This window comes from Agarivorans aestuarii, assembly GCF_019670125.1.
GTDB classification, from domain to species: Bacteria; Pseudomonadota; Gammaproteobacteria; order Enterobacterales; family Celerinatantimonadaceae; genus Agarivorans; species Agarivorans aestuarii.
Map to the genome: position 1 here is coordinate 24,851 of NZ_AP023033.1, position 25,022 is coordinate 49,872.

Here is a 25,022-nt window from a genome sequence, read left to right on the forward strand (position 1 = left end):
ATTAATAGTCGTAGAGAGGGTGCTATGCCAACTATTCATCAACTGTTTTCTCAGCATATAGAACAATTGCAGCAACGCGTTGCGGATGTATTGGAGCGTGAGGAGCTTGATGCGCTGATTATTCATTCGGGCTACCCACTGCGCACGTTTTTAGATGATCAGCATTATCCTTTTAAAACCAATCCGCATTTCAAACACTGGTTACCATTAACCGCCCACCCTCATTGTTGGCTTATCGTTGATGGCCAGAGCAAACCCAGCTTGGTTTATCATCAACCTAGTGACTATTGGCATAAAACTGCCGGCGACCCAGAAGGGTTTTGGGTAGACTTCTTCGATATACAGCTAATGGCCAATCCGCAAGATATAGAACCATTTTTACCGGCGAAGCGACAGCATTGCGCCTATATTGGTGAGCATCCAGAGCTTGCCGAGGCTTTGGATATTGGTGAGCGAAACCCAGAGTCGGTGCTTAATTATCTGCACTACTATCGCGCCTATAAAACCGATTATGAGCTTGAATGCATTCACGAAGCCAATCATCGTGCGGTTAAAGCTCACCTTAGTGCCAAAGAACTGTTTTTTGCTGGCGCCTCTGAGTTTGAAATTAACCTGGCATATTTAGCTAGCTTGGGGAAAAGTGAATATTCACTTCCTTATTCCAATATTATTGCTATGAATCAAAACGCGGCCATTCTTCATTACACCGCTTTAAGCGCCAGTAAGCTTGCCGAGAAGCAGCATTATTCAATGTTGATTGATGCTGGTGCGGAGTATCGAGGCTATGCTGCAGACATTACTCGTACCTACGCTTACCGTAAGGGCTTGTTTGCCGAGCTGGTTGCTGAAATGGATAAACTGCAGCTAGCTTTGATTGCCGATATAAAACCAGGGCAACGTTATACCGATTTACACCTTAAAGCGCATCGTCAGCTAGCTAAATTGCTGGTGGATTTTGAGTTTGTTTATTGCAGTGCCGCCGCAGCTGTTGAAAAAGGCATCACTCGCTGCTTTTTCCCGCATGGTCTAGGGCATCACTTGGGTTTACAGGTACATGATGTGGGAGGCTTTATGCAAGACGAAGATGGTGATGTATTGGCAGCTCCTGCTAACGACCCATTTTTACGTTGCACCCGAATCATAGAACCGCGCCAAGTGCTTACCATTGAACCTGGCTTATATTTCATTGAAAGCTTGTTAGCTGAATTGGCTGAATCAGAACATACCCGCTTGATTAATTGGTCAAGGGTTGATGAAATGCGTCGCTTTGGCGGTATTCGCATAGAAGACAACATAGCGGTTACCGCACTGGCATCTAATAACCTCACTCGAGAACAAAATTGGCAATAGCAGTAAGTGACTATTTTAAGCCGCAACAAACTGTAAGTTGTGAAGAACAGATTAAACGCAGCCGTTTTATTAGCTTGATTATTCCCGTTGCTAATCGCCAGCAGGCTCAGCAACAGTTAGAGCAAGTAAAGCAACAACATCCACAAGCTCGTCATCATTGCTGGGCGTTTGTGGCTGGCCATCCTAGTGATAGCCAATGTTTAGGCTTTAGTGATGACGGAGAACCCTCGGGCACCGCTGGTAAACCCATGCTGGCACAATTACAGGGCAGTGGCTTGGGGCAAATATTAGCGGTGGTGGTTCGTTATTCTGGTGGGATAAAACTAGGTACCGGTGGTTTAGTTAAAGCCTATGGTGGCGGTGTTCAGCAAGCTTTAAAGTTGGTTGAATCAGAGCGGGTAGTTGCGCATGGTGAATGTAGCTTAGAGTTTGAATATGCTTATACTGCACAAGTAGAGAGCACGCTTGAGCGCCACAAAGCCACTAAGTTAGATACTCAATTTTCTAGTTTGGCTCAAATGCAGATAAGCTTACCGCTTAGTGAATATGCAGGTTTCAAGCAACAACTGATTAACCTCTCAAGTGGACAGATTAAGGTAGGGAAGCTGCTGTCTTAAGTTGTCTTGTGCAACGCTTTACTTCAAGATATGCAGCATTAACTTTATTTAGAAAGAGAAACTACACGGATGCAGATCAGAGCGATTATTAGGATCGTTGGACTTCTAGTAATGCTATTTAGTCTCGCTATGATCGTTCCGGCTATTGTCGCTGCGGTATATAAAGATGGCGCGGGTAAGGCCTTTATGGTGGCTTTTGCGCTGTGTATTAGTGCTGGCTTTCTACTTTGGTTTCCGCAGCGTCAGCAAAAAACCGAGCTTAAAGCCAAAGAAGGCTTTCTTATTGTTGTTCTATTCTGGACAGTACTGGGTAGCGTTGGTGCGTTGCCGTTTATCCTCACCGAAAACCCCAACATGTCGGTGACCGACTCTTTCTTCGAATCATTTTCTGGCTTAACTACCACTGGTGCTACGGTTATTGTTGGCATTGAGAACTTGCCTAAAGGTATTTTGTTCTATCGACAAATGCTGCAATGGTTGGGTGGCATGGGGATCATTGTATTAGCTGTTGCGGTACTGCCTATATTAGGGGTTGGTGGTATGCAGTTGTATCGCGCCGAGATCCCTGGCCCAGTTAAAGATAAAAAGATGACTCCCAGGATTGCCGAAACCGCCAAGGTGCTTTGGTATATATATTTGTTTCTTACCATTAGCTGCACGGTGGCATTTTGGTTGGCGGGTATGTCGATGTTTGATGCGATTTGTCATGCCTTCTCAACTATTGCCATTGGTGGTTTCTCTACCTATGACGCTAGCCTCGGTCACTTCGACAGTTCTTTAATCAATACCATCTGTGCAGTGTTTCTTATTATCTCAGCGATTAACTTCTCATTACACTTTGCCGCAGTGAATGGTCGTAACATTACCTTTAAGTACTATTTTCTCGATCCTGAGTGTCGTGCCTTCTTCTTTATTCAAATTAGCTTAACTCTTATATGTGTAGCGATTTTATTGGCGCAACAGGTCTATGAATCACCTGCGGTTGCCTTAGACCAAGCCTTTATACAGTCAGTATCCATATCAACTACCGCAGGTTTTACTACGACCAGCTTTTCCGAGTGGCCCTTGTTCCTACCGGTTCTATTAGTATTTTCTAGTTTTATTGGTGGCTGTGCCGGTTCTACTGGTGGTGGCCTAAAGGTTATTCGGGTATTTCTGCTGAGCTTGCAGGGGATGAGAGAGCTTAAGCGTTTGGTTCACCCTCGCGCGGTGTTTCAGATTAAGTTAGCAAATAAAGCCTTACCCGATCGAGTACTCGAAGCTGTATGGGGCTTCTTCTCTGCTTATACCTTAGTATTTGTGATTTGTATGCTGGGCCTTATTGCCGCGGGCATGGATGAGCTTTCGGCCTTTTCTGCAGTAGTAGCATGTCTAAATAATCTTGGCCCAGGGCTTGGCCAGGTAGCGGTTCATTATTCCGACATCACCGATGCTAGCAAATGGGTCTTGTTAATCGCCATGCTATTTGGCCGTTTAGAAGTGTTTACCCTACTAGTTCTATTTACCCCAGCGTTTTGGAAGAGTTAAGCATGAAGTTATTGGTATTGTTTTCAAGCTGTGAAGGGCAAACCTTAAAAATTGCCAAGCACATTGTGGCCCAGCAAGAAGGTGAAGTAGTTGCGGATTTCCTAGCAATAGATAAGCAGCTACAAGATGTAGATTTAACTGCGTACGATAAAGTACTGATTGGCGCTTCGATTCGTTATGGCAAATTTAGACCACAGCTATATTCGTTATTGGAAACCTATCAAAGCCAACTGAGTACCAAGCCCGTTGCTTTCTTTGGTGTATGCCTCACTGCACGTAAGCCAGAAAAAAACACGCCTGAAACGAGCGTATATATGAAGAAGCTAAACCTTAATGCTGCGTGGGTGCCAAAACTACAAGCAGTGTTTGCAGGCGCCTTGCTTTATTCTAAATACACTTGGTGGCAAACCCTCCTCATCCAATTCATTATGAAAATGACTGGCGGCAGCACTGATAAAAGCCAAGATTTGGAATTAACTGATTGGACGAAGGTAGATGAATTCGCGACTCAGTTCTCAAATTTGAATGATTAGTCAACAATATCTATAGTTTTTGTACGGATTTGCACAAGCTTTGACCACTTAAACAAAAATCCTCATATTTCTTCAAAAAACGCTTGCACCTGAAACGCGCATCCCTATAATGCACCTCCACTGACACGGCACGCAGCGCACTAAAGCGCAGCAAGGCTAAGTCAGGGTTAACAAGGCCTAGGGCTGAGTTAGCGGCGCAAAAACTTCTTTTTAAAATCTTTTAAAAAGCGGTTGACAGCCACAGAGGAAAGCGTAGAATGCGCACCTCGCTTCGGCAACGAAGCAACGCTCTTTAACAATTTATCAAGCAATCTGTGTGAGCACTCACAGGGCCTTAAGCGAAAAAATTAAGCTTAAGTGAACTGGAGTCTTGCACTGTAACAACAGTAATAATTTCAGTTTTTAACTTTGAGCGAAAAAACTTTTGATTGAAGAGTTTGATCATGGCTCAGATTGAACGCTGGCGGCAGGCTTAACACATGCAAGTCGAGCGGTAACAGAAAGTAGCTTGCTACTTTGCTGACGAGCGGCGGACGGGTGAGTAATGCTTGGGAATATGCCTTTACGTGGGGGACAACAGTTGGAAACGACTGCTAATACCGCATAATGTCTTCGGACCAAAGGAGGGGACTCTTCGGAGCCTTTCGCGTATTGATTAGCCCAAGTGGGATTAGCTAGTTGGTGAGGTAATGGCTCACCAAGGCGACGATCCCTAGCTGGTTTGAGAGGATGATCAGCCACACTGGGACTGAGACACGGCCCAGACTCCTACGGGAGGCAGCAGTGGGGAATATTGCACAATGGGCGAAAGCCTGATGCAGCCATGCCGCGTGTGTGAAGAAGGCCTTCGGGTTGTAAAGCACTTTCAGTTGTGAGGAAGAGGTAAAGGTTAATACTCTTTATCTTTGACGTTAGCAACAGAAGAAGGACCGGCTAACTCCGTGCCAGCAGCCGCGGTAATACGGAGGGTCCGAGCGTTAATCGGAATTACTGGGCGTAAAGCGTACGCAGGCGGCTTGTTAAGCCAGATGTGAAATCCCCGGGCTTCAACCTGGGAATGGCATTTGGAACTGGCAAGCTAGAGTTTTGTAGAGGGTGGTAGAATTTCAGGTGTAGCGGTGAAATGCGTAGAGATCTGAAGGAATACCAGTGGCGAAGGCGGCCACCTGGACAAAAACTGACGCTCATGTACGAAAGCGTGGGGAGCAAACAGGATTAGATACCCTGGTAGTCCACGCCGTAAACGATGTCTACTAGTTGTCTGTGAGTTTAACTCGTGGGTAACGCAGCTAACGCATTAAGTAGACCGCCTGGGGAGTACGGCCGCAAGGTTAAAACTCAAATGAATTGACGGGGGCCCGCACAAGCGGTGGAGCATGTGGTTTAATTCGATGCAACGCGAAGAACCTTACCTGCCCTTGACATACTGAGAACTTGGAAGAGATTCCTTGGTGCCTTCGGGAACTCAGATACAGGTGCTGCATGGCTGTCGTCAGCTCGTGTCGTGAGATGTTGGGTTAAGTCCCGCAACGAGCGCAACCCCTATCCTTATTTGCCAGCACGTAATGGTGGGAACTCTAGGGAGACTGCCGGTGATAAACCGGAGGAAGGTGGGGACGACGTCAAGTCATCATGGCCCTTACGGGCAGGGCTACACACGTGCTACAATGGCATGTACAGAGGGATGCGAACTCGCGAGAGCAAGCGGACCCCAAAAAGCATGTCGTAGTCCGGATCGGAGTCTGCAACTCGACTCCGTGAAGTCGGAATCGCTAGTAATCGTAGATCAGAATGCTACGGTGAATACGTTCCCGGGCCTTGTACACACCGCCCGTCACACCATGGGAGTGGGCTGCAAAAGAAGTGGGTAGTTTAACCTTCGGGAGGACGCTCACCACTTTGTGGTTCATGACTGGGGTGAAGTCGTAACAAGGTAGCCCTAGGGGAACCTGGGGCTGGATCACCTCCTTATTATGATGCTTATGTCCCTGTGACGTGTTCACACAGATTGCTTGATAGAAAATTAAGAGAAAGTTGGCACCTATTTAGGTCTGTAGCTCAGCTGGTTAGAGCGCACCCCTGATAAGGGTGAGGTCGGCAGTTCAAGTCTGCCCAGACCTACCAGGGTCCAACAAGTAAGAAATGGGGCTATAGCTCAGCTGGGAGAGCGCCTGCCTTGCACGCAGGAGGTCTGCGGTTCGATCCCGCATAGCTCCACCACTTCTTACCTAAAAACCAAAGATAAGTCGCCGACATCTGGCTATTTAGCTTTGGTTTTTTTATGAACCAATGCTCTTTAACAATTTGGAAAAGCTGATAAAAAATATCTCAAAAATACGAGTTAAATAACAAGTGTTTTTGGTATTCAAAAAAATAAGGTGATCGTACTCGAATAGCAGGACTTATACAGCCTGACTATTCAAGTGATTTAAGCGACAACATTTAGGTGTTGTATGGTTAAGTGACTAAGCGTATACGGTGGATGCCTTGGCAGTCAGAGGCGATGAAGGACGTGTTAATCTGCGATAAGCCATGTTGAGTCGATAAAAGACGTAATAGACATGGATTTCCGAATGGGGAAACCCACTGCATTTTATGCAGTATCGTAACGTGAATACATAGCGTTGCGAGGCGAACCCGGGGAACTGAAACATCTAAGTACCCGGAGGAAAAGAAATCAACCGAGATTCTGGTAGTAGCGGCGAGCGAACCCGGATTAGCCCTTAAGCTTTTATGTGATTAGTGGAATGTTCTGGAAAGGACAGCGATACAGGGTGATAGCCCCGTACATGAAAATCTACTTTAAGTGAAATCGAGTAGGACGGCACACGTGATATGTTGTCTGAATATGGGGGGACCATCCTCCAAGGCTAAATACTCCTGACTGACCGATAGTGAACCAGTACCGTGAGGGAAAGGCGAAAAGAACCCCTGTGAGGGGAGTGAAATAGAACCTGAAACCGTATACGTACAAGCAGTGGGCCCTTCGTGGGGTGACTGCGTACCTTTGTATAATGGGTCAACGACTTAATTTCAGTAGCAAGGTTAAGCGAATAGCGGAGCCGTAGGGAAACCGAGTGTTAACTGCGCGCATAGTTGCTGGGATTAGACCCGAAACCCGGTGATCTAGCCATGGGCAGGTTGAAGATTGGGTAACACCAATTGGAGGACCGAACCGACTAATGTTGAAAAATTAGCGGATGACTTGTGGCTGGGGGTGAAAGGCCAATCAAACCGGGAGATAGCTGGTTCTCCTCGAAAGCTATTTAGGTAGCGCCTCGGATGAATACTAGTGGGGGTAGAGCACTGTTAAGGCTAGGGGGTCATCCCGACTTACCAACCCTTTGCAAACTCCGAATACCACTAAGTACTATCCGGGAGACACACGGCGGGTGCTAACGTCCGTCGTGGAAAGGGAAACAACCCAGACCGTCAGCTAAGGTCCCAAAGTGTATGTTAAGTGGGAAACGATGTGGGAAGGCTTAGACAGCCAGGATGTTGGCTTAGAAGCAGCCATCATTTAAAGAAAGCGTAATAGCTCACTGGTCGAGTCGGCCTGCGCGGAAGATGTAACGGGGCTAAACATACCACCGAAGCTACGGGAGCATGCTTGCATGCTCGGTAGAGGAGCGTTCTGTAAGCCGTTGAAGGTGAATCGTAAGGTTTGCTGGAGGTATCAGAAGTGCGAATGTTGACATGAGTAACGATAAAGGGGGTGAAAAGCCCCCTCGCCGAAAGACCAAGGTTTCCTGTCCAATGTTAATCAGGGCAGGGTGAGTCGGCCCCTAAGGCGAGACTGAAAAGTGTAGTCGATGGGAAACAGGTTAATATTCCTGTACTTCGTATAATTGCGATGGGAGGACGGAGAAGGCTAGGCCAGCGTGGCGATGGTTGTCCACGTGAAAGGCAGTAGGCGGTAAACTTAGGCAAATCCGGGTTTACATTACGCTGAGAGTTGATGACGAGTGTCTACGGACACGAAGTGGTTGATGCCCTGCTTCCAGGAAAAGTCTCTAAGCTTCAGATTATACGAAACCGTACCCCAAACCGACACAGGTGGTTGGGTAGAGAATACCAAGGCGCTTGAGAGAACTCGGGTGAAGGAACTAGGCAAAATGGTACCGTAACTTCGGGAGAAGGTACGCTCTTGATGGTGATGGGACTTGCTCCCTAAGCTGCTGAGAGTCGCAGATACCAGTTGGCTGCAACTGTTTATTAAAAACACAGCACTGTGCTAAATCGAAAGATGACGTATACGGTGTGACGCCTGCCCGGTGCCGGAAGGTTAATTGATGTGGTTAGTCTTTGGACGAAGCTATTGATCGAAGCCCCGGTAAACGGCGGCCGTAACTATAACGGTCCTAAGGTAGCGAAATTCCTTGTCGGGTAAGTTCCGACCTGCACGAATGGCGTAATGATGGCCAAGCTGTCTCCACCCGAGACTCAGTGAAATTGAAATTGCCGTGAAGATGCGGTGTACCCGCGGCTAGACGGAAAGACCCCGTGAACCTTTACTACAGCTTGACACTGAACATTGACCCTACATGTGTAGGATAGGTGGGAGGCTTTGAAGCGTTGTCGCTAGATGATGTGGAGCCGACCTTGAAATACCACCCTTGTAGTGTTGATGTTCTAACGTTGGTCCCTTATCGGGATTGCGGACAGTGTCTGGTGGGTAGTTTGACTGGGGCGGTCTCCTCCCAAAGAGTAACGGAGGAGCACGAAGGTTGGCTAAGTATGGTCGGACATCATACGGTTAGTGCAATGGCATAAGCCAGCTTAACTGCGAGACAGACACGTCGAGCAGGTACGAAAGTAGGTCATAGTGATCCGGTGGTTCTGTATGGAAGGGCCATCGCTCAACGGATAAAAGGTACTCCGGGGATAACAGGCTGATACCGCCCAAGAGTTCATATCGACGGCGGTGTTTGGCACCTCGATGTCGGCTCATCACATCCTGGGGCTGAAGTCGGTCCCAAGGGTATGGCTGTTCGCCATTTAAAGTGGTACGCGAGCTGGGTTTAGAACGTCGTGAGACAGTTCGGTCCCTATCTGCCGTGGGCGTTTGAGAATTGAGGGGAGCTGCTCCTAGTACGAGAGGACCGGAGTGGACGAACCGCTGGTGTTTGGGTTGTTATGCCAATAGCATTGCCCAGTAGCTACGTTCGGAACTGATAACCGCTGAAAGCATCTAAGCGGGAAGCAGGCCTCGAGATTAATTCTCACTAGGACTTTAAGTCCTCTGAAGGGCCGTTGGAGACTACAACGTTGATAGGCAAGGTGTGTAAGTGCTGTGAGGCATTGAGCTAACTTGTACTAATTACCCGTGAGGCTTAACCATACAACACCTAAAGGGTGTTGCTTATAGATACCTTATTTTTTGACCATGAATACTTGTTAGTACTCGTGAGATATTTTTAGCTTTTTCGAATGTTAAAGACAACAGTTTTTGCCTGGTGGCAATAGCGTTGTGGACCCACCTGATCCCATGCCGAACTCAGAAGTGAAACGCAACTGCGCCGATGATAGTGTGGGGTTTCCCCATGTGAAAGTAGGTCACTGCCAGGCTCCTATACTAAGCCCTCGTCATACGACGAGGGCTTTTTACTCTAACTAAGGACTTTTGGCTTCGCCAACTAGCTTGAGTAAACAATGTAAAAGTTTTTGCCTAGTGGCAATAGCGTTGTGGACCCACCTGATTCCATGCCGAACTCAGAAGTGAAACGCAACTGCGCCGATGATAGTGTGGGGTTTCCCCATGTGAAAGTAGGTCACTGCTAGGCTCCAAATAGTTAAGGGCTTCCCAATGGGAAGCCCTTTTTCTTTGTGCGCTATAGTTATGTGGCGCTGGCTGCAGTTTCACGCTTTGTTGATAGCTTTCTTAGTGACCTCGTCGATCCTTTGTTACAATTAGCCAAGCATAGTGCTAGTAATCAAGAATCTATATTAATGACTCCACGTTTTTCTCGTAACGCATCGTTACAGTCTCTGCCCAAAATAGCGCAAGATCCTCTGCACTTTAAAACTCTGCTGAGTGCAGAACAATATCGTGTCGCCCTATTACAACTAATTGCAGAGGCGAAGACGCGTGTTTATGTCGTAGCGCTTTATCTAGAAGATGATCAAGCAGGGCGCTCTATTATGGACGCGCTATATACTGCTAAACAGGGTAGTCCTGAGCTTGAAGTTGTCGTGTTGGTCGATTGGCATCGCGCCCAGCGTGGTTTGATCGGTGATGAACAGGCTGAGGGCAATGCGGCGATGTACCGTGAATACGCACAACGTTACCCAGGTTTGATTACTTTTTATGGCGTGCCTGTTAGTAATCGCGAATTGTTTGGCGTTTTGCATTTAAAAGGCAGCATTGTAGACGATACCGTTGTATATAGCGGCGCCAGTATTAATGATATCTACTTGGCTCAGCAACAGCGTTACCGATTCGATCGCTATCACTTAATTGATAATGCTCGCTTGGCTAATGCAATGGTTGACTATGTTGAGCAATACCTAGTGAATAGCGAAGCGGTATCTAGCTTATCGACAAATGAGCCGGTGAGTACCCGTTCACTAAAACCCGCTATTCGGCGTTTACGCTTGTCCTTGCAACGCGAACAATATAGCTATTATCCACAGCAGTGTGAGGAATCTGAAGTCGCTATCACTCCTCTGCTAGGCTTGGGTCGTCGTCAGAATTTACTCAACAAAACCATTCGACAGCTGGTCGTTAAAGCCAATCATCAAATCACTTTATGCACACCTTATTTTAATCCACCAGGCAGCTTGTCTAGGGAAATTAGCAAAGCCTTAAAAAATGGCGTTAAGGTAAAGCTGATTGTTGGTGATAAAACTGCAAGTGACTTTTATAGCAAGCCAGACGAAAACTTTAAGGTTATCCATGCGCTACCCTATTTGTATGAGCTGAACCTATCTAAGTTTGTTAAACGCCAGCTTAAGTACATCAACAGTGGTTTGTTAAGTATTCATTTGTGGTCACATCAGGATAATAGTTTTCATGTAAAAGGCTTGTGGGTTGATGAGCGTTATAGCTTATTAACCGGCAACAATTTGAATCCACGTGCATGGAACTTGGACTTAGAGAATGGCTTATTGATAGATGACCCGAAAGGTTTGTTGAATGAGCAAAAGCAGCTCGAGCTGAACAACATATTGGTTCACACTAAGTTAGTGCATTGCGTGGCAGATTTAGACAGCCTCGCTAATTACCCTTTGCCAGTAAAACGCTTGCTAAAACGAATAAACAGAGTGCGTGCTGACCGTTTGTTAAAACAAATCTTATAGGCAGCTGTTTACCTGCTTAGCCCAGCCTTAAGCTGGGCTACTAGGACAAATAAGCCATTTAGCTAGGGAAAGAGAAATTTACCCCTTCGCGTACCGACGCTGATGGCCAACGCTGGGTAATGGTTTTACGTTTAGTATAAAAACGCACAGCATCTGGGCCGTAGGCGTGTAAATCACCAAACAAAGAACGCTTCCAACCACCAAAGCTATGATAAGAAACAGGCACAGGCAAAGGAATGTTGATACCTACCATTCCAACTTGAATGTTGTCTGAGAAGTAACGTGCAGCCTCGCCGTCACGGGTATAAAGGCAAGTACCATTACCAAATTGGTGCTTGTTAATTAGTTGCATACCTTGTTCCATGCTATCCACTCGAACCACACACAACACCGGTCCAAAAATTTCTTCTTGGTAGGCTTTCATGGCCTCGGTGACATGGTCAATTAAGGTTCCTCCTACATAGAAGCCATCTGGGTAGCCCGCTACTTGAGTATTGCGACCATCTACAACTACGGTGGCGCCATCAGCTTCAGCACTGCTAATGTACATTTCTACTTTGTCTCGCTGTTCGGCACTAATTAGTGGTCCAAAGTCGTTTTCTTTATCTGAGTAGGCTCCAACCTTAAGGTTCTGCATTTGCTCAGTTAAGCCGCTGACTAGTTTATCGGCAATGTCGTCACCTACGGCAACCGCAACCGATAATGCCATACAGCGCTCACCAGAGGAGCCAAACGCTGCGCCAAGTAGAGAGTTTACTGCGTTATCTAAATCGGCATCAGGCATGATGATGGCGTGATTTTTTGCCCCACCTAAGGCCTGGCAGCGCTTACCATTGGCGGTAGCGGTGCTGTAAATGTACTCAGCGATTGGGGTAGAACCTACAAAGCTCACCGCTGCAACGCGTGGGTCGGTGAGTAGGGTATCTACGGCTTCTTTATCGCCATTCACTACATTGAAAACACCTGCAGGTAATCCTGCTTGATGCAGCAGTTCGGCGATTAGCAAGGTGGCTGATGGGTCTCGCTCTGAAGGCTTAAGTACAAAACTATTACCGCACATCAGCGCCATAGGGAACATCCACATTGGCACCATCACTGGGAAATTAAATGGGGTTATCCCGGCTACTACTCCCAGCGGTTGGAATTCGCTCCATGAGTCAATGCCTGGACCTACGTTACGCGAATGCTCACCTTTAAGTACCTCGGGTGCAGCACAGGCGTATTCAACATTTTCAATGCCACGGGTAAGCTCGCCCATGGCATCGTGAACAATTTTGCCATGCTGTTGCCCTACCAGCTCACAAATGCGCTCGGCATTCTCTTCCAGTAAGGTTTTGTAGCGAAACATAATTTGGGCACGTTTCGCCACTGGCGTATCTCGCCAAGCCGGAAAAGCTTGTTGAGCGGCGCTAATGGCTTGTTCAACCGTCGTTTTGTCGGCCAAGGCAACTTGGCTAGCAACTTGGCCGGTTGAGGGGTTATAAACATCTTGAGAGCGAGTGTACTCGTTGTGGTTTTCGCCGTTAATTAAGTGACCGATGATAGACATAAAGCTTTCCTTATAGGCTTAGGCTTGGCCTGATAGTTGATTAATGGAGTCGCCTAAGGCATTAAATAGGCTGTCGATTTCTGCTGCGCTTACGTTAAACGGAGGCGCTATTTGTATGGTGTCGGCGCCATAGCGCACGTAGTATCCTTTTTGCCACATTTGTTGGGCCACTAAAAACGGATTAAGTGCCGGCTCACCGGGGGCATGAACAAGGCTTAAGCCTGCGGCTAAGCCCATGTTTCTTACATCGCTTACTAAATCCAACTGTCCCAGCTGATGCGCAGCATGTTCAAGTATTGGGCTCATTTCCCTTACTTGTTCGAACATATTTTCTTTTTCTAATAAGTCCAAAGAGGCAAGTGCAGCGGCACAAGCAATAGGGTGAGCTGAGTAGGTATAGCCGTGGGGCAGTTCTAACATGTAGTTTGGACCACCTTCGTCCATAAAGGTGTCGTAAATTTCTTGCTTGCAGGCCACTGCTCCCATAGGAATGACCCCATTGGTGAGCTGCTTGGCCATGTTAATGATGTCTGGTGTTACGCCGCAGGCCTCTGCTCCGGTTTTGTAACCTAAGCGGCCAAAAGCACAAATCACTTCATCGAAAATCAGTAAGATTTGGTGTTGGTTGCAAATCTCACGCAAACGTTTTAAGTAGCCAACCGGTGGTGGAATTACCCCTGCACTGCCGGCCATAGGCTCAACAATCACTGCCGCTATATTGGAAGCATCGTGCATGGCGATTAGGTCAATTAAATCATTTGCGAGTTCAGCGCCTTGGCTTGGTTGGCCTTTAGTAAAGGCATTTTCTGGCAACACCGTATGGCGCATATGGGCGCTATCTACACCGGCACCAAATATGGCGCGATTTGGGCCTATGCCGCCCACTGATATGCCGCCAAAGTTTACCCCGTGATAGCCTTTGCCGCGGCCAATCAACTTGGTTTTACTGGCAAGGCCTTTTTTACGCCAATAAGCGCGAGCGATTTTTAGTGAGGTATCGGCAGATTCAGAGCCAGAACCAGTGAAAAATACTCGGTTTAAGCCCTCTGGCATAAACTCGGTAATTCGCTCTGCCAGTTGAAATGATTTTGGGTGGCCAAACTGAAACGCTGGAGAGTAATCAAGCTGGCTGGCTTGCTGGGCAATGGCATCAACTATTTCTTGGCGGCCATGGCCCAAGCCGCAGGTCCACAGGCCTGATAAGCCATCAAATATTTTGCGACCGTCGGCATCAAAGTAGTATTTGCCCTTGGCTTGGCAAATCATTCGTGGATCTTGTTTGAACTGGCGATTTCCCGTGTATGCCATCCAGTGGCTATCAAGTTGATTTTGGGTAATTCCCATGTCTTGCAATGTGGCCATTTGCTTCTCCTTGCAAAGCTAGATGCTGTGTTTAGCCTAATGCTGGTTTTAAGTTACATAAATATGTATCTTTGAATCTAAAGTTTCATAAGGATGAAACATAATGCAGAAGATCTTGGGCCAACTTAGTGATATTGATTTACGCCTACTCAAAGTTTTTAGGGTGGTGGTGGAATGTGGAGGCATTTCGGCAGCCGAAGTCGAACTAAATATTGGTCGCTCGACCATTAGCCGACACGTTAAGGATTTGGAGATCCGCCTTGGGGTAACCTTATGCCAGCGGGGGCGCGCTGGGTTTGTGTTAAGTGCCGAAGGGCAACATATCTATCAATCAAGCTTACGTTTGATGGGCGCCTTAGATGAGTTCCGCGCAGACGTTCAAGGCTTACACAAAGAGATGACCGGTAACCTAGCCATTGCCTTGTTCGATAAAACCGTCACCAACCAAGAAGCTAAAATTTCCCAAGCATTGCAGCTATTCGACCAACGAGCCCCCAAGGTTAGTTTAGATTTATACGTAGAAACCTTATCGGTGATCGAAAGTGGAGTGATAGAAGGGCGTTATCATGTTGGTGTGGTGCCGGGGCCGCGTCAATCTGCCAGTTTGGCCTATCAGTGGCTATTTGATGAAAAAATGTCTCTGTATTGTGGCTATCACCACCCCTTGTTTAAACGCAGTGATATTACGATTAGCGAGCAAGAGATAGTTAGCCAAAAATATGCAGGCCTTGGTCACAATTCACCTAATATGGATACTTCTCAGCAAAAAGGCTTTAAGCGACATGCCACCGCTTATGACCAAGAAGCTGTCGCTACCTTATTATTGTCGGGCAGTTATTTGGCTTATTTGCCCGACCATTATGCACGTAGTTTTGTGGAGCAAGGGCTGATTAGAGCCATTGGTGGCCAGGTATTTAGCTATGACTGTCCGTTTTTAGCGGTAAATCGTATATCACCCAAACCCTCACGGATATTGGCTTGTTTCCTAGAGTGCTTAAAACAGGCTCATCACTTAGTTTAAACGGGCGCCTATCCAGGCTTTAATCGCCTTTATTTGGCTCGGCGATACACTGTGTGCCATATCAAATAGGCTAAATTCCGCTTGGTAGCCTAAAGCTGATAGTTGCTGATAGGCTTGCTCACCTAAGCTTGGGGCTACAACATCATCTTGTCGGCCATGCTGGATGAGGATCGGCGTATTAGCTTGGAAGTGCTGTTTAGGCAGGCTTTCATTAACTAAGTAAGTAGACATACACAACACACCACCTAAGGCATGCTCTAGGTTTAACGCACAGTGATACGCCACTGCACCGCCTTGAGAGAAACCGGCCAAAATAATGTTTTTACTGGGGATGCCTTGAGCAAGTTGTTGCTCAATTAGCTGGCTAATTTCTTGGCTTACTTGTTCTAAGTGCTGTTGATTAATTTTACGCTGCGGTGAAAACGCCAGTATGTCGTACCAAGCGGGCATAAAGTAGCCAGCATTTACGGTGACGGCGCGCTCGGGCGCTGCTGGGAAGATAAAGCGCACTGCTGCTTCATCGATCAGCTTTAGTTGTTTAGCTAAAGGTACAAAATCTTCAGGACCAGCACCTAAGCCATGTAGCCAAATAATACAATGGCGAGCAGCTTGCTCGGGTTCTACAGTTATAGCGTGAAGTGGCATGGATATTCCTTTGCTGATTGAGAGTCTTCTAGGTAAGCTGTGCACCAGTTTTAGCAACAGGCATTGTATGCCAATGCCGCGGAGAGACAAGCATGCAAGAATTAATCGATGAAATTAGAGCTGCCGATCAGTCTGGCGCCTATCCTAGTGAGCTACCAACAGAAGCGCAATTAGTTGAAGTTGAAGAACTTATCTTAATTCCTATGCCAAGTGATCTGCGTGCTTTCCAACTTACCGTGAGTAATGTTATCTGTGGTAGCTTAGAGCCTGTAACGATTAGCGACCCTTACTTACATACTTATTTGCCAGAGGTAGCGGCTACCGCATGGAGCTTAGGTTTACCGCGTGAGTTTATTCCTATTTGCCAAAATGGTGACAACTTCTACTTCATTAGCCAAGAAGGTGAAATTGGCTACTGGCAAGGCCAAGAAGATCTAGTACCAGAGTGGGATACCATCTGGGATTGGGCTAGCGAAGTATGGATGCAAAGCTAAACAAGCATGGATCAACAAGACTATCTCGCTAAGTTTTGGTTGGTGATTGGGCATATTCCAGAAGGGAAGGTAGCCACTTATGGCGGGGTTGCCGAAATGGCTGGTTATCCTCGAATGGCGCGAGCAGTGGGGCGCTGTTTAAAAACTTTGCCAGAGGGTTCCAGTTTGCCATGGCATAGGGTGATTAATGCCAAGGGTATGATTTCCTTCCCTGAAGGCTCTCCTCAATATCAGTGTCAGCGACAGCGGCTTGAAGATGAGGGCATTATTTTTTGCAATAACAAAGTGCCTCTCACCCAGCACCTATGGCTGGGTGATTAAGCTACTAGCAGTAACTTAAGGCTATTTAGGGCGTAAGATGCTCTGTTGTTTAGGTTCTTCTAAGCCTGCTAGGTAGTGAGTTAAAGCTCGCACCAAGTAAGATTTAGATAAACCCGTTTTCTGCTTTATTTGTTCTAACTCTAAAATCACCGCTTGGTTTAAGCTAAACGTGGCGTTTCTAGCTGGCTGCTTGGATGAGGCGCGTTTTGCCTGTATCGGCAAGTGCACCACATTTTCGCAGCCATTAGCGTACAACTCCGCTTGAGCAATAAAGCTATCTACGTCATAAAATTGCTTAGGCTTAGAAGCCCGAGGCTTTTTCTTGAGATCGTGCAATGCCATGATCTGCCGCTCCTTGCTCACATACTATAAATTCTTCAGCAATATTGCGGATTTCTTGTGCAGCTTTGCCCTCTGGCTCTAGTTCCAATACGGTATAGCCGCGCTCTTCACTGTCATCATAAATGTTGCGATTAAAAGTGATGGCGTCCAGCACATGTAAGCCATAGGTTCTACATACCTCTTTGGCTTCTTCAATGCGTTTGTATTGGCTGGGCAGGGACGGGCATTGGGTAAGTACCACAGCCTCCTTGAGATGGAAGTTTACCGCTTTACAGGTATTCACCAACTCTTCGAGATGAGGAAGGGTTTTAATATCGCGTCTTTTGGGGCGCAGCGGAACGATGGCATGGGTAGCAACAGCCATGCTCGAACGCAGTGCTTTGCTATCTTGACCACCACAATCTACTACCACAAAATCAAAGCGGTTTTGTAGGCTAAGTAGGTCGTTACGAATATTGCCGTATAGCTGAACACAATTGATGCTGGGAAGGTTTTCTTGCTCATTACGTGCCTGCACCCAATCGGAGCTAGTACGTTGTGGGTCGCAATCTACCAAGAGAATTTCGGTATTGAAGCGTTGTTTTAAATACACCGCCAAGTTCTGGGCCAGACAGCTTTTTCCACTGCCCCCCTTTTCACCGCCAACGAGAAGTATCATGGCTAAGTCCTTTTTGTTTTGGTCTTTTGTAAGTGTCTATGTCAGCGGAATTATTGTTTTTTAGCTGACTCCCCCAGCTTAGGCGAAAAAATAATCAACGCAATAACCCTAATTGTTTCATGTGTTTTTAATAACGGTTAAGTTATTGAATTTATTTAATATTAATGCTTATTGAACAAGCTGCGCTTAGCTGTAACAAAAGTTTTACATCAATACTAAAGTCGTAGTGCTTTAGTGTGCTTAGCGCTTGATATAGTTTTCACTTGAACCTAGCCCCAAGCTGGTTACACTGCCTATCGCTGAATGACTCCTTAGAAGGCGGAGCGAATGTTAAAAAAATTGATGAGTGTTATGGCCTTGGTGATGGCGGTATTGATTATTACCCCCGACGCAGAAGCTAAACGCTTTGGTGGTGGTAAGTCTTGGGGCAAGAGCCAACCAACTTTTAAAAAACAACCTAGCCAAACTAACCAACAGGCGAATAAGCAACAGAACCAAAACAATGGTACAGCAGCAACTACCGGTCGACGTTCAGGAATGATGGGTGGATTACTAGGCGGCTTATTAGCCGGCGGTTTGTTTGCTGCTTTGCTCGGCGGCGGGGCCTTTGAAGGCTTGCAGATGATGGATATTTTGTTTTTTGCTTTGATTACCTTTGTTGCGGTGCGTTTTTTACGTGGGCTTAACCAACAAAAAGCAGCGGGCTTGGAATGACAATAAGCTAGAGGTAATGCAAGAGTACTTGAGCATTGAGCTATACAACGGCCTAGCTGAAGAGCGTCGCTCTTATGGCGATCAAGAAATCAACAGTAGCGTTGTCTTCGTTGATGCTGAATTAGTGCGTGCCGACCATTCAATACTAAATGCTGAAGTAGGTGTTAAATTCACCGGTCAAACCCGTGATGAAGTAACTGGCCAAAAGAGCGATGTTGCCGAAGTATGGCACTTAGAGCGTAAACTTGACCAAGCTAACGCGCCATGGTTGATTGTAGGCATTGAAGCTTAATGTCCGATGATACCTCGTTAGTGGCTGAAGTTACTGCTAGCGAGTGGTTTCTGTATATTATTAGAACCAAACAACAGCACCTATATACTGGCGTGACCACCGATGTAGCGCGCCGTTTTGCAGAGCATCAACTAGGCGGGGCTAAAGGTGCTAAAGCCTTACGTGGCAAAGGCCCTTTACGGTTGGTATTTCAACAAGCTGTGGCTTCTAAACAGCAAGCGATGCGTTTGGAATATGCTATAAAACAACTGCCAAAAGCAGCCAAGGAACGCTTGGTGCTAGGGCAGTTAGATTGGCAAAGCCTGTTGCCAGAATCGGATAGTTAAGTTACCAAGGGTTAACATAGGTGGACTGCTATTCGCTACTACAGCCAGTCGCTAAGCCCATAGCGTTGTAAGATCTTAGCCAACTCCCCATTGGCCCTTAGTTCTTGTATACCCATACTTAGGCGGTGAGCTAAGGCAGGGCTCTGTGGATTGGCGGGCGAAAAGGCGATGTAGACGGGCTCAATACTAAAGCTGGTAGCAATGCGAATGGCATTGCTGTCTTTAAGTTGATGAACGTAGTAATTCACCACACTCTTGTCTTCAATATAGCCATCAATTTTTCCCTCCATAAGCAATTTATGCATGCGTTCCAATGCATGTTCACTGCGTACTAATACCACATTGCGACGGTGTTGCTTAGCGTTTATATAAGCATCAACTTCAAGGCTATAGTCATAATCGGCAATCACTGCAATTGTGAGCTGTTCGAGCGAGGCGATGCCTTGATATTGCCAGTTAGTATTACTTTGCATTACCAGTACTTGTTCGGCTTTTCCTATTGCTACCTTTGGGTAAATAAAACCTTTAGCTTCATTAGCCAATGCTCCTACCACCGCGTGATAAACGCCTTTTTCGGTGTGACGCAGTGCGCGTGACCAAGGCATTTCAACCAAGCTCACTGGGTGTTCGGCTGCAAATACCTTTTGAGCTATTTCGATGGTGTAACCAGGGTAAGCACTGTTTGCTTGGCAGTTAAAGGGGCACCATCGGTCAGCCACCAAGCGAAGTGGTTCGGCAAGGCTAGTTGTACTGGGTAACATTAGTAACAACAGTAATGTAGCGAAGGCTTTTTTGCTGTTTAACAAGGTGTACTAAAAAAAGCGATGGTGATAACTAACATTGTAAAATCTTAATGCGACGGATTTATTCAGTGCATTATGCTGATTTATCGCTAGCTTGTACGAATTTAACCAGGAAAGCTTAGCGCTTAATTCTGTAACGCTGTTTAGTTAAGTTGACCGTAAAAGCTTCTGTTGGCGGCTAATACAATTAACCACCAGAAAGTACGTTAGAGACAATGGTTTAGTATTTAAAGACCAATGTCAGTAGTAGAGCGCTTTAAGCGTTTGCGATGGAGCTGTTGTTTCCAACTTAGCAATTGCTTTGGCAAGGGGCTTTGTAAAATCAACGGCACCACAATGAGTGCTGCACCCAGCCAGGTTAACCAGTCTGGCATTTCGCTAAAGAACAACCAGCCAAAGATAGCAGCACCAATTAAGCCGGTATATTCAGCACTGGCTATACTATTCGCATTAGCCGATTTATAGGCAATCACCGAACCTGCATGTAAGAACAAAATAAACAAACTGCTACCGCCAGCTAGGTAGAGCAGTGACCAATTAAAGCTTTGCAGCTGTGGCCATGCGAGCACCAAGGTAGCGGGCACTACCATTATGTTGGTCCAAAACAAACTGGTGACTACCGATTCCTGCTTGGGAATGTACTTTACCGTTAGGTTGCTTAGCGCAAGTGTTAGTGCGGTGCCTAATGCTGCAATGGCTCCCCAGTTAAACTCGGTGGGGCGAATAATCACCAATACCCCGATAAAGCCAATGAATGCGGCAGCCACTTGAGTTCGGTTTACTGGGCTTTTGTGTAACCACATACCTAGTGGCAACATCATAATGGGTGCTGCGTAAAATAAGGCATTAGCAGTGGCTAGCGGTAGCGCAATTAAGGCTACCACCATGCAACCAGAGCCCGCTAACCATAGGTGGCCACGCACCACATGCACCAAGGGTTTTGCTGGCAGTTTTTGCTTGGTGAGCAGAAATAGAGGCAATAACAATAATAGCGTGCTGAGTTGGCGATATAGCAGTATTTCAAATACTGAGGCTTGTTCTCCGGCTACTTTCATCAGTGCGTCAGACAGCACTGCGATCTGATTAGCTACCACTAAAATGAGGATGGCAATAAAGGTTGAATTGTTACGCATAGCTGCCTCCCGTTAATTAATAGCTAATAGGTGAAGCAGCAGTGTAGAAGCTTGTTAAACATTAAAAAAATGATAATAATTAAAAATACATGAAAAAATTTAATGTATTTGTATGCGAACTCTACCACCACTTAATGCCTTAATTGCCTTTGAGGCTGTAGCGCGAAATCAAAGTGTCGCCAAAGCAGGCGAAGAATTAGGCATTAGCCAGAGCGCGGTAAGCCACCGTTTGCGTTTGCTTGAAGAGTATCTAGCCGAGCCTTTGCTGATTAAAGTTGGCCGCCAACTACAACTTAGTGAGGCTGGGCGCAGCTACTTTAGCGAAGTGGAGCGTATTTTAAATGAACTAAGCCACATTACTCGGCAAGTAAAAGGTGAGGGCATTGCGCAACTTAGGCTTACTGCTTACAGCTCATTTGCCTTAAAACGTTTGATACCCTTGCTTCCAAGCTTTAGGGCGCGCAATCCAGAAATTGATTTACGCTTGCAAATGATTACCGAGGAGCCGGTCTTGTCTAGCGCTACCGGCGATTTGTTCATTTGTTTTGCCGATTCAGCTCCTGGTTATGTGAGCCACTTATTGCATAAAGAGCGCCTGGTAGCGGTGTGTTCGCCTAGCTTTTATCAAGAAATCGATCAAAATAACTGGCGGCAAGAACTCCCGCAATTTCCTTTGCTGTCATGTGATTTAGATGAAGACGCTCAGCAACCTGGCGGAGACTGGGCGGTGTGGTCTAAGGGCTTAGGGATCTCGCTGCCAAGCGATCAAGCCTTTCATAGCTTTAGCCATCAAGTACTGGCATTAGAAGCGGCGGCAACTGGCCAAGGCATTGCTCTGGTGAGTGACTTTATGGTGGAAAAAGACATTCGAGAAGGCAAGTTAGTCGATTTGCCCGTGTCATCGGTATACACCGGCTACGACTTTTACCTTTGCTACAAACAAGCTCGTAGCCGAGATCAGGGATTGCGAGCGGTAGCAGACTGGTTGATTGAAACCGGCGCTAGTCCGCTAGAAGTTTAACCAGCATTAAGCTTAAGCTGTCGACAAAGTCTAAACGCAAAATGGCAAACTCATCATTCTTCATTACCTGTTGCATGGTGGACGATGGGTGGCTGGTATGCCAACAGCCAATAACCGCTTGATACAGAAACATCACTTTGCTTAGGGCTTGCTGTTGGTTTAGTTGTGGCGACCAATGTAAAAACAGTTTTGCCAGCTGTTCTGCCATGGCTTTAAGCTGGCGCTTAAAGTTAATTGCCTGCTCTATGTTCTCCTGCTTTTCTAACACCGTGTGCAAAATGGCCGATAGGTAGCAAAAGGTGGGTTGAGCGGCTATGGTTTCTGCTAGCACTCTGGGTTTTAGTTGCTGATGCGATAAGCGCTCAAGGCCTAGCAATAGCTGCTTAGCCTCTTCTAAATAAAGTGCCATAAACAAGCTTTCTTTGTTGGCAAAGTAACGGTACAAAGCCGGCTTTGATAACTCTATTTGATCGGCAAGCTGGCTAAGTACTACCTGTTCGTAGCCATGCTCGCCTAAGGCTAATTTAGCGGTGCTAAGTATCTGTTGGCGGCGTAATTGCTTTTGTTCAGGGCTGATGGCGCGTTTTTTAATAGCTGTATTCACAATAGTATTCATTAAGCTCTTGATAGGTAAACCTTAGTCACTAATTGCGCTAAAAGCTATTTAGCAATTGCTTAGCTCTTGGCAAATCTCTTATGGGAGAGAGCAGGTTTACTGTAGCGTTCTATTATTAAGTGATAATACCGCCAAGCTTGGTGGTAAAGAAACCTAAGTTTTGCGAGCTTTGATCCAAACTTTAAATAAGTTACTCATGGGAACTTGAGTTTAGAGGTGGTGACGTCTATATAAGTTACCAATGGTATCTTAATTTAAGTCCTAGGGCAGGGAGCCAAGTGAAACTCAGTCGCCGTTCATTGTTAAAATACAGTATTGCAACAGCTGCGCTGGCTAGTGGTGGAGCATGGCTGGTGAGCCCTGCTTCCATAGATTTTAAACCTATGCCAAGGCTTACTTTAAAGCCGCAATACCAACAGGTGTTTTGGTACTTAATTCCTGCCTTCTTAGAAGGTGCTGTGGCTAGCGATGATGTAGCGCGAAAGCAACATGTGCTGGCCAATATCGATCAAGCGTTCAGCATTCTAGAACCACATACCCAAGCTGAGTTAAACCAACTACTAGAAATACTAGCCTCTCGTGGAGGTTGGTTATTGCTAAGTGCCGGTGCGGCCCAACTTAGTGAGTTATCGATAGCGCAGCGCTTGTTGTTGTTACAGCAATGGCAGCGGCACTATCTACAACTATTACGACAAGCCTATCAAGGCTTACATGAGCTTATCACTGCCGCTTGGTATGGTGATCCAACAGCGTGGCCAGAATTAGCTTATCAGCTGCCAGTGCAAGCTAGGGGCTTAGTGAATGATTAAAGATATTATTGCTGAGGGCCTAGCATCGGGCTGGCAACATATTGATGGAGCCAGCCAACAGGGTGAGCAAGAGCTTGATTGTGACGTACTAATTGTTGGCAGTGGTGCCGGTGGCGGGATCAGTGCGCAAGTGCTTAGCCAGGCAGGGCTTAAAGTGATTGTAGTGGATGAGGGGCCTCTCAAAAGCAGTCAAGATTTTAAGCTGCAAGAACGGCAAGCTTATCCAGACCTATACCAAGAATCAGCCGCTCGAAAAACCAAAGACAAAGCCATTAGTATTTTTCAGGGGCGCTGTGTAGGTGGTTCAACTACGGTGAATTGGACCACTTCTCTTCGCACCCCTGAACCCACTTTGCAACACTGGCAGCAACGTTGGAGCTTTAGGGAGCTTCATTCAAAAAGTCTTGCGCCTTATTTTCAAAAGGCTGAGCAGTTGCTGGGTATTAGCCCTTGGCTTAATACCAATCAAAACAATGCCTTATTGGCTAAAGGCTGTGAGGCCTTAAATTGGCCTTATCAAGCCATTCCTCGCAATGTTAAGCAGTGTTGGGATTTGGGCTACTGCGGAATGGGCTGTCCAACCAATGCTAAGCAATCTATGTTAGTTACCACTATTCCGGCTGCTCTTAATGCGGGCGCAACTTTGCTAAGCCGCTTTCGCGTTAAGGCTCTGCAATTCTCTAATGATGCTATCACTGGAGCGCAATTACAGGCTTTGGATAGCAAACAACGCGCAAACGGCGCGAAGGTGAACATTCACGCGCGGCAGGTGGTGTTGTCTGCGGGGGCCATTGGGAGCCCTGCGGTGTTATTACGCTCAAAAGTTCCCGATCCTTATCAGCTAGTGGGCAAACGCACCTTTTTACACCCTAGTGTGATGAGTGGCGCTGTGTTTGAGCAAGCGGTAAACAGTCATCAAGGCGCACCGCAATCGGTGTATTCCGACCATTTTGTATGGCGCGATGGTAGCGATGGAGAGTGCGGCTATAAACTAGAAGTACCGCCAGTTCATCCGATATTGTTAGCCACCAAGATTAGTGGTTTTGGTCAGTTTCATAGTGACATGATGCAGCAGATTAACCACCTTCAAGTCACCATTGCCCTACTGCGTGACGGCTTTAATGAGCAAAGTATTGGCGGGCAAGTGCAGCTTCGCGACGATGGAAGCCCTGTGCTGGATTATCCCATTAGTGACTTTGTGTGGCGCGGAGCGCGTCGGGCTTTATTGAGTATGGCCGAACTGCAGTTTGCTGCAGGTGCTAAACAAGTATTTCCCTTGCATGAACAAAGCAGGCTAGTGAGTTCATGGCCGCAGGCCAAGACTATGATTGAGCAATTGCCAATGCAGGCCTTGGCTACGCGCTTAGCATCGGCGCATGTGATGGGAGGCTGTGCCATGGGAGGCGATGAACAAACATCCTTAGTAGATGAAGAGGGTAATTATCGCTGGCTGGATGGCTTAAGTGTGATAGATGGCTCGGTGTTTCCTACAAGCCTAGGAGCTAATCCGCAACTCAGTATTTATGCTATGGCTTTAAGAAATGCCGAATTGCTGGCAAAACGCCTACAAGCTTAGGCTTTGCTTAAGCA

At 46.6% G+C, this 25,022-nt stretch carries 22 protein-coding genes, 2 tRNA genes and 4 rRNA genes; 20 read left to right on the forward strand and 8 right to left on the reverse strand.

Annotation, left to right across the window (positions count from 1 at the left end; translation table 11 throughout):
• The first annotated feature begins 24 nt into the window (after nt 1-24).
• From pepQ to pssA, 11 genes are all read left to right on the forward strand, one after another.
• Nucleotides 25-1,350, forward strand: a complete 1,326-nt coding sequence (gene pepQ / locus K5609_RS00100) for a Xaa-Pro dipeptidase (RefSeq protein WP_221075456.1) — start codon at nt 25-27, stop codon at nt 1,348-1,350.
• On the forward strand, nt 1,341-1,967 hold the full coding sequence (locus K5609_RS00105; RefSeq protein WP_221075457.1) for a YigZ family protein: 627 nt from the start codon (nt 1,341-1,343) through the stop codon (nt 1,965-1,967). Before pepQ ends, K5609_RS00105 begins: the two co-directional genes overlap by 10 nt.
• Nucleotides 1,968-2,036: 69 nt before the next feature.
• A complete protein-coding gene (locus tag K5609_RS00110) occupies nt 2,037-3,494 on the forward strand; it encodes a TrkH family potassium uptake protein (RefSeq protein WP_221075458.1) in 1,458 nt (485 codons plus the stop codon).
• 2 nt (nt 3,495-3,496) lie between these two features.
• Nucleotides 3,497-4,027, forward strand: coding sequence for a menaquinone-dependent protoporphyrinogen IX dehydrogenase (gene hemG / locus K5609_RS00115; RefSeq protein ID WP_221075459.1), 531 nt, complete (start codon nt 3,497-3,499; stop codon nt 4,025-4,027).
• Nucleotides 4,028-4,452: 425 nt separating this feature from the next.
• A 16S ribosomal RNA gene (locus K5609_RS00120) occupies nt 4,453-5,998 on the forward strand.
• A gap of 76 nt (nt 5,999-6,074) precedes the next feature.
• A tRNA-Ile gene (locus tag K5609_RS00125) sits at nt 6,075-6,151 on the forward strand.
• Between the two features lie 20 nt (nt 6,152-6,171).
• Nucleotides 6,172-6,247 (forward strand) — tRNA-Ala (locus tag K5609_RS00130).
• Between the two features lie 235 nt (nt 6,248-6,482).
• Nucleotides 6,483-9,368, forward strand: a 23S ribosomal RNA gene (locus tag K5609_RS00135).
• Between the two features lie 111 nt (nt 9,369-9,479).
• A 5S ribosomal RNA gene (rrf, locus tag K5609_RS00140) occupies nt 9,480-9,595 on the forward strand.
• A 99-nt stretch (nt 9,596-9,694) separates the two neighbouring features.
• A 5S ribosomal RNA gene (rrf, locus tag K5609_RS00145) occupies nt 9,695-9,810 on the forward strand.
• The 16S, 23S and 5S rRNA genes sit together here with 2 tRNA genes alongside, the layout of an rRNA operon.
• A 43-nt stretch (nt 9,811-9,853) precedes the next feature.
• Entirely contained in the window at nt 9,854-11,326 is a 1,473-nt protein-coding gene (gene pssA / locus K5609_RS00150; protein WP_221075460.1) for a CDP-diacylglycerol--serine O-phosphatidyltransferase, read from the forward strand.
• Nucleotides 11,327-11,384: 58 nt separating this feature from the next.
• On the opposite strand, the gene K5609_RS00155 is transcribed toward pssA, so the two are convergent.
• Both K5609_RS00155 and aptA read right to left on the reverse strand, forming a co-directional pair.
• Complete coding sequence (locus K5609_RS00155; protein ID WP_221075461.1) at nt 11,385-12,875, reverse strand: CoA-acylating methylmalonate-semialdehyde dehydrogenase; 1,491 nt, start codon at nt 12,873-12,875, stop codon at nt 11,385-11,387.
• Between the two features lie 18 nt (nt 12,876-12,893).
• On the reverse strand, nt 12,894-14,237 hold the full coding sequence (aptA, locus tag K5609_RS00160; RefSeq protein WP_221075462.1) for an omega-aminotransferase AptA: 1,344 nt from the start codon (nt 14,235-14,237) through the stop codon (nt 12,894-12,896).
• A gap of 103 nt (nt 14,238-14,340) precedes the next feature.
• Between aptA and K5609_RS00165 the strand changes: the two genes are divergently transcribed.
• Nucleotides 14,341-15,258, forward strand: a complete 918-nt coding sequence (locus K5609_RS00165; protein ID WP_221075463.1) for a LysR family transcriptional regulator — start codon at nt 14,341-14,343, stop codon at nt 15,256-15,258.
• Here the strand turns inward: K5609_RS00165 and K5609_RS00170 are convergent.
• A complete protein-coding gene (locus tag K5609_RS00170) occupies nt 15,250-15,903 on the reverse strand; it encodes an alpha/beta hydrolase (protein ID WP_221075464.1) in 654 nt (217 codons plus the stop codon). The two genes, K5609_RS00165 and K5609_RS00170, sit on opposite strands and share 9 nt — an antisense overlap.
• Nucleotides 15,904-15,995: 92 nt before the next feature.
• On the opposite strand from K5609_RS00170, the gene K5609_RS00175 reads away from it, so the two are divergent.
• Nucleotides 15,996-16,397 (forward strand): SMI1/KNR4 family protein, encoded by a 402-nt coding sequence (locus K5609_RS00175; RefSeq protein ID WP_016403853.1) that lies wholly within the window; start codon nt 15,996-15,998, stop codon nt 16,395-16,397.
• A 6-nt stretch (nt 16,398-16,403) separates the two neighbouring features.
• Nucleotides 16,404-16,718 (forward strand): MGMT family protein, encoded by a 315-nt coding sequence (locus K5609_RS00180; RefSeq protein WP_221075465.1) that lies wholly within the window; start codon nt 16,404-16,406, stop codon nt 16,716-16,718.
• Between the two features lie 21 nt (nt 16,719-16,739).
• Here the strand turns inward: K5609_RS00180 and K5609_RS00185 are convergent, their stop codons facing one another.
• Nucleotides 16,740-17,060, reverse strand: coding sequence for a hypothetical protein (locus tag K5609_RS00185; RefSeq protein ID WP_221075466.1), 321 nt, complete (start codon nt 17,058-17,060; stop codon nt 16,740-16,742).
• Complete coding sequence (locus tag K5609_RS00190; RefSeq protein ID WP_221075467.1) at nt 17,020-17,718, reverse strand: AAA family ATPase; 699 nt, start codon at nt 17,716-17,718, stop codon at nt 17,020-17,022. The genes K5609_RS00185 and K5609_RS00190 overlap by 41 nt, the downstream gene beginning before the upstream one ends.
• Nucleotides 17,719-18,045: 327 nt before the next feature.
• On the opposite strand from K5609_RS00190, the gene K5609_RS21875 reads away from it, so the two are divergent.
• The 3 genes from K5609_RS21875 to K5609_RS00200 are packed head-to-tail and all read left to right on the forward strand — an operon-like array spanning nt 18,046 to nt 19,050.
• On the forward strand, nt 18,046-18,432 hold the full coding sequence (locus K5609_RS21875; RefSeq protein WP_343212501.1) for a hypothetical protein: 387 nt from the start codon (nt 18,046-18,048) through the stop codon (nt 18,430-18,432).
• A 16-nt stretch (nt 18,433-18,448) separates the two neighbouring features.
• Nucleotides 18,449-18,724: a hypothetical protein gene (locus K5609_RS21880; protein WP_343212502.1), complete on the forward strand. Its 276-nt coding sequence runs from the start codon at nt 18,449-18,451 to the stop codon at nt 18,722-18,724.
• Entirely contained in the window at nt 18,724-19,050 is a 327-nt protein-coding gene (locus tag K5609_RS00200) for a GIY-YIG nuclease family protein (protein WP_221075468.1), read from the forward strand. The genes K5609_RS21880 and K5609_RS00200 overlap by 1 nt, the downstream gene beginning before the upstream one ends.
• Before the next feature lie 38 nt (nt 19,051-19,088).
• On the opposite strand, the gene K5609_RS00205 is transcribed toward K5609_RS00200, so the two are convergent.
• A complete protein-coding gene (locus K5609_RS00205) occupies nt 19,089-19,811 on the reverse strand; it encodes a substrate-binding periplasmic protein (protein WP_221075469.1) in 723 nt (240 codons plus the stop codon).
• 269 nt (nt 19,812-20,080) lie between these two features.
• On the reverse strand, nt 20,081-20,986 hold the full coding sequence (locus K5609_RS00210) for a DMT family transporter (protein WP_221075470.1): 906 nt from the start codon (nt 20,984-20,986) through the stop codon (nt 20,081-20,083).
• Between the two features lie 112 nt (nt 20,987-21,098).
• On the opposite strand from K5609_RS00210, the gene K5609_RS00215 reads away from it, so the two are divergent.
• Nucleotides 21,099-22,007 carry a LysR substrate-binding domain-containing protein gene (locus tag K5609_RS00215; RefSeq protein WP_221075471.1) on the forward strand — a complete coding sequence of 303 codons (909 nt, stop codon included), beginning with the start codon at nt 21,099-21,101 and terminating at the stop codon, nt 22,005-22,007.
• Here K5609_RS00215 and K5609_RS00220 read toward each other — a convergent pair.
• Nucleotides 21,988-22,623, reverse strand: a complete 636-nt coding sequence (locus tag K5609_RS00220; RefSeq protein WP_221075472.1) for a TetR/AcrR family transcriptional regulator — start codon at nt 22,621-22,623, stop codon at nt 21,988-21,990. The genes K5609_RS00215 and K5609_RS00220 overlap by 20 nt on opposite strands.
• Before the next feature lie 278 nt (nt 22,624-22,901).
• Here K5609_RS00220 and K5609_RS00225 point away from each other — a divergent pair, with 278 nt between their 5' ends.
• Nucleotides 22,902-23,432, forward strand: a complete 531-nt coding sequence (locus K5609_RS00225; RefSeq protein ID WP_221075473.1) for a hypothetical protein — start codon at nt 22,902-22,904, stop codon at nt 23,430-23,432.
• Entirely contained in the window at nt 23,425-25,008 is a 1,584-nt protein-coding gene (locus K5609_RS00230; protein WP_221075474.1) for a GMC family oxidoreductase N-terminal domain-containing protein, read from the forward strand. The genes K5609_RS00225 and K5609_RS00230 overlap by 8 nt, the downstream gene beginning before the upstream one ends.
• Nucleotides 25,009-25,022 lie beyond the last annotated feature (14 nt).

Excerpts from the sequence above, each read along its gene's own strand:
- pepQ (WP_221075456.1), top strand. The coding sequence starts at position 25 with ATGCCAACTATTCATCAACTGTTTTCTCAGCATATAGAACAATTGCAG.
- K5609_RS00110 (WP_221075458.1), top strand. The coding sequence starts at position 2,037 with ATGCAGATCAGAGCGATTATTAGGATCGTTGGACTTCTAGTAATGCTA.
- hemG (WP_221075459.1), top strand. The coding sequence starts at position 3,497 with ATGAAGTTATTGGTATTGTTTTCAAGCTGTGAAGGGCAAACCTTAAAA.
- K5609_RS00155 (WP_221075461.1), bottom strand. The coding sequence starts at position 12,875 with ATGTCTATCATCGGTCACTTAATTAACGGCGAAAACCACAACGAGTAC.
- aptA (WP_221075462.1), bottom strand. The coding sequence starts at position 14,237 with ATGGCCACATTGCAAGACATGGGAATTACCCAAAATCAACTTGATAGC.
- K5609_RS00165 (WP_221075463.1), top strand. The coding sequence starts at position 14,341 with ATGCAGAAGATCTTGGGCCAACTTAGTGATATTGATTTACGCCTACTC.
- K5609_RS00170 (WP_221075464.1), bottom strand. The coding sequence starts at position 15,903 with ATGCCACTTCACGCTATAACTGTAGAACCCGAGCAAGCTGCTCGCCAT.
- K5609_RS00175 (WP_016403853.1), top strand. The coding sequence starts at position 15,996 with ATGCAAGAATTAATCGATGAAATTAGAGCTGCCGATCAGTCTGGCGCC.
- K5609_RS00180 (WP_221075465.1), top strand. The coding sequence starts at position 16,404 with ATGGATCAACAAGACTATCTCGCTAAGTTTTGGTTGGTGATTGGGCAT.
- K5609_RS00185 (WP_221075466.1), bottom strand. The coding sequence starts at position 17,060 with ATGGCATTGCACGATCTCAAGAAAAAGCCTCGGGCTTCTAAGCCTAAG.
- K5609_RS00190 (WP_221075467.1), bottom strand. The coding sequence starts at position 17,718 with ATGATACTTCTCGTTGGCGGTGAAAAGGGGGGCAGTGGAAAAAGCTGT.
- K5609_RS21875 (WP_343212501.1), top strand. The coding sequence starts at position 18,046 with ATGTTAAAAAAATTGATGAGTGTTATGGCCTTGGTGATGGCGGTATTG.
- K5609_RS21880 (WP_343212502.1), top strand. The coding sequence starts at position 18,449 with ATGCAAGAGTACTTGAGCATTGAGCTATACAACGGCCTAGCTGAAGAG.
- K5609_RS00200 (WP_221075468.1), top strand. The coding sequence starts at position 18,724 with ATGTCCGATGATACCTCGTTAGTGGCTGAAGTTACTGCTAGCGAGTGG.
- K5609_RS00205 (WP_221075469.1), bottom strand. The coding sequence starts at position 19,811 with ATGTTACCCAGTACAACTAGCCTTGCCGAACCACTTCGCTTGGTGGCT.
- K5609_RS00210 (WP_221075470.1), bottom strand. The coding sequence starts at position 20,986 with ATGCGTAACAATTCAACCTTTATTGCCATCCTCATTTTAGTGGTAGCT.
- K5609_RS00215 (WP_221075471.1), top strand. The coding sequence starts at position 21,099 with ATGCGAACTCTACCACCACTTAATGCCTTAATTGCCTTTGAGGCTGTA.
- K5609_RS00220 (WP_221075472.1), bottom strand. The coding sequence starts at position 22,623 with ATGAATACTATTGTGAATACAGCTATTAAAAAACGCGCCATCAGCCCT.
- K5609_RS00230 (WP_221075474.1), top strand. The coding sequence starts at position 23,425 with ATGATTAAAGATATTATTGCTGAGGGCCTAGCATCGGGCTGGCAACAT.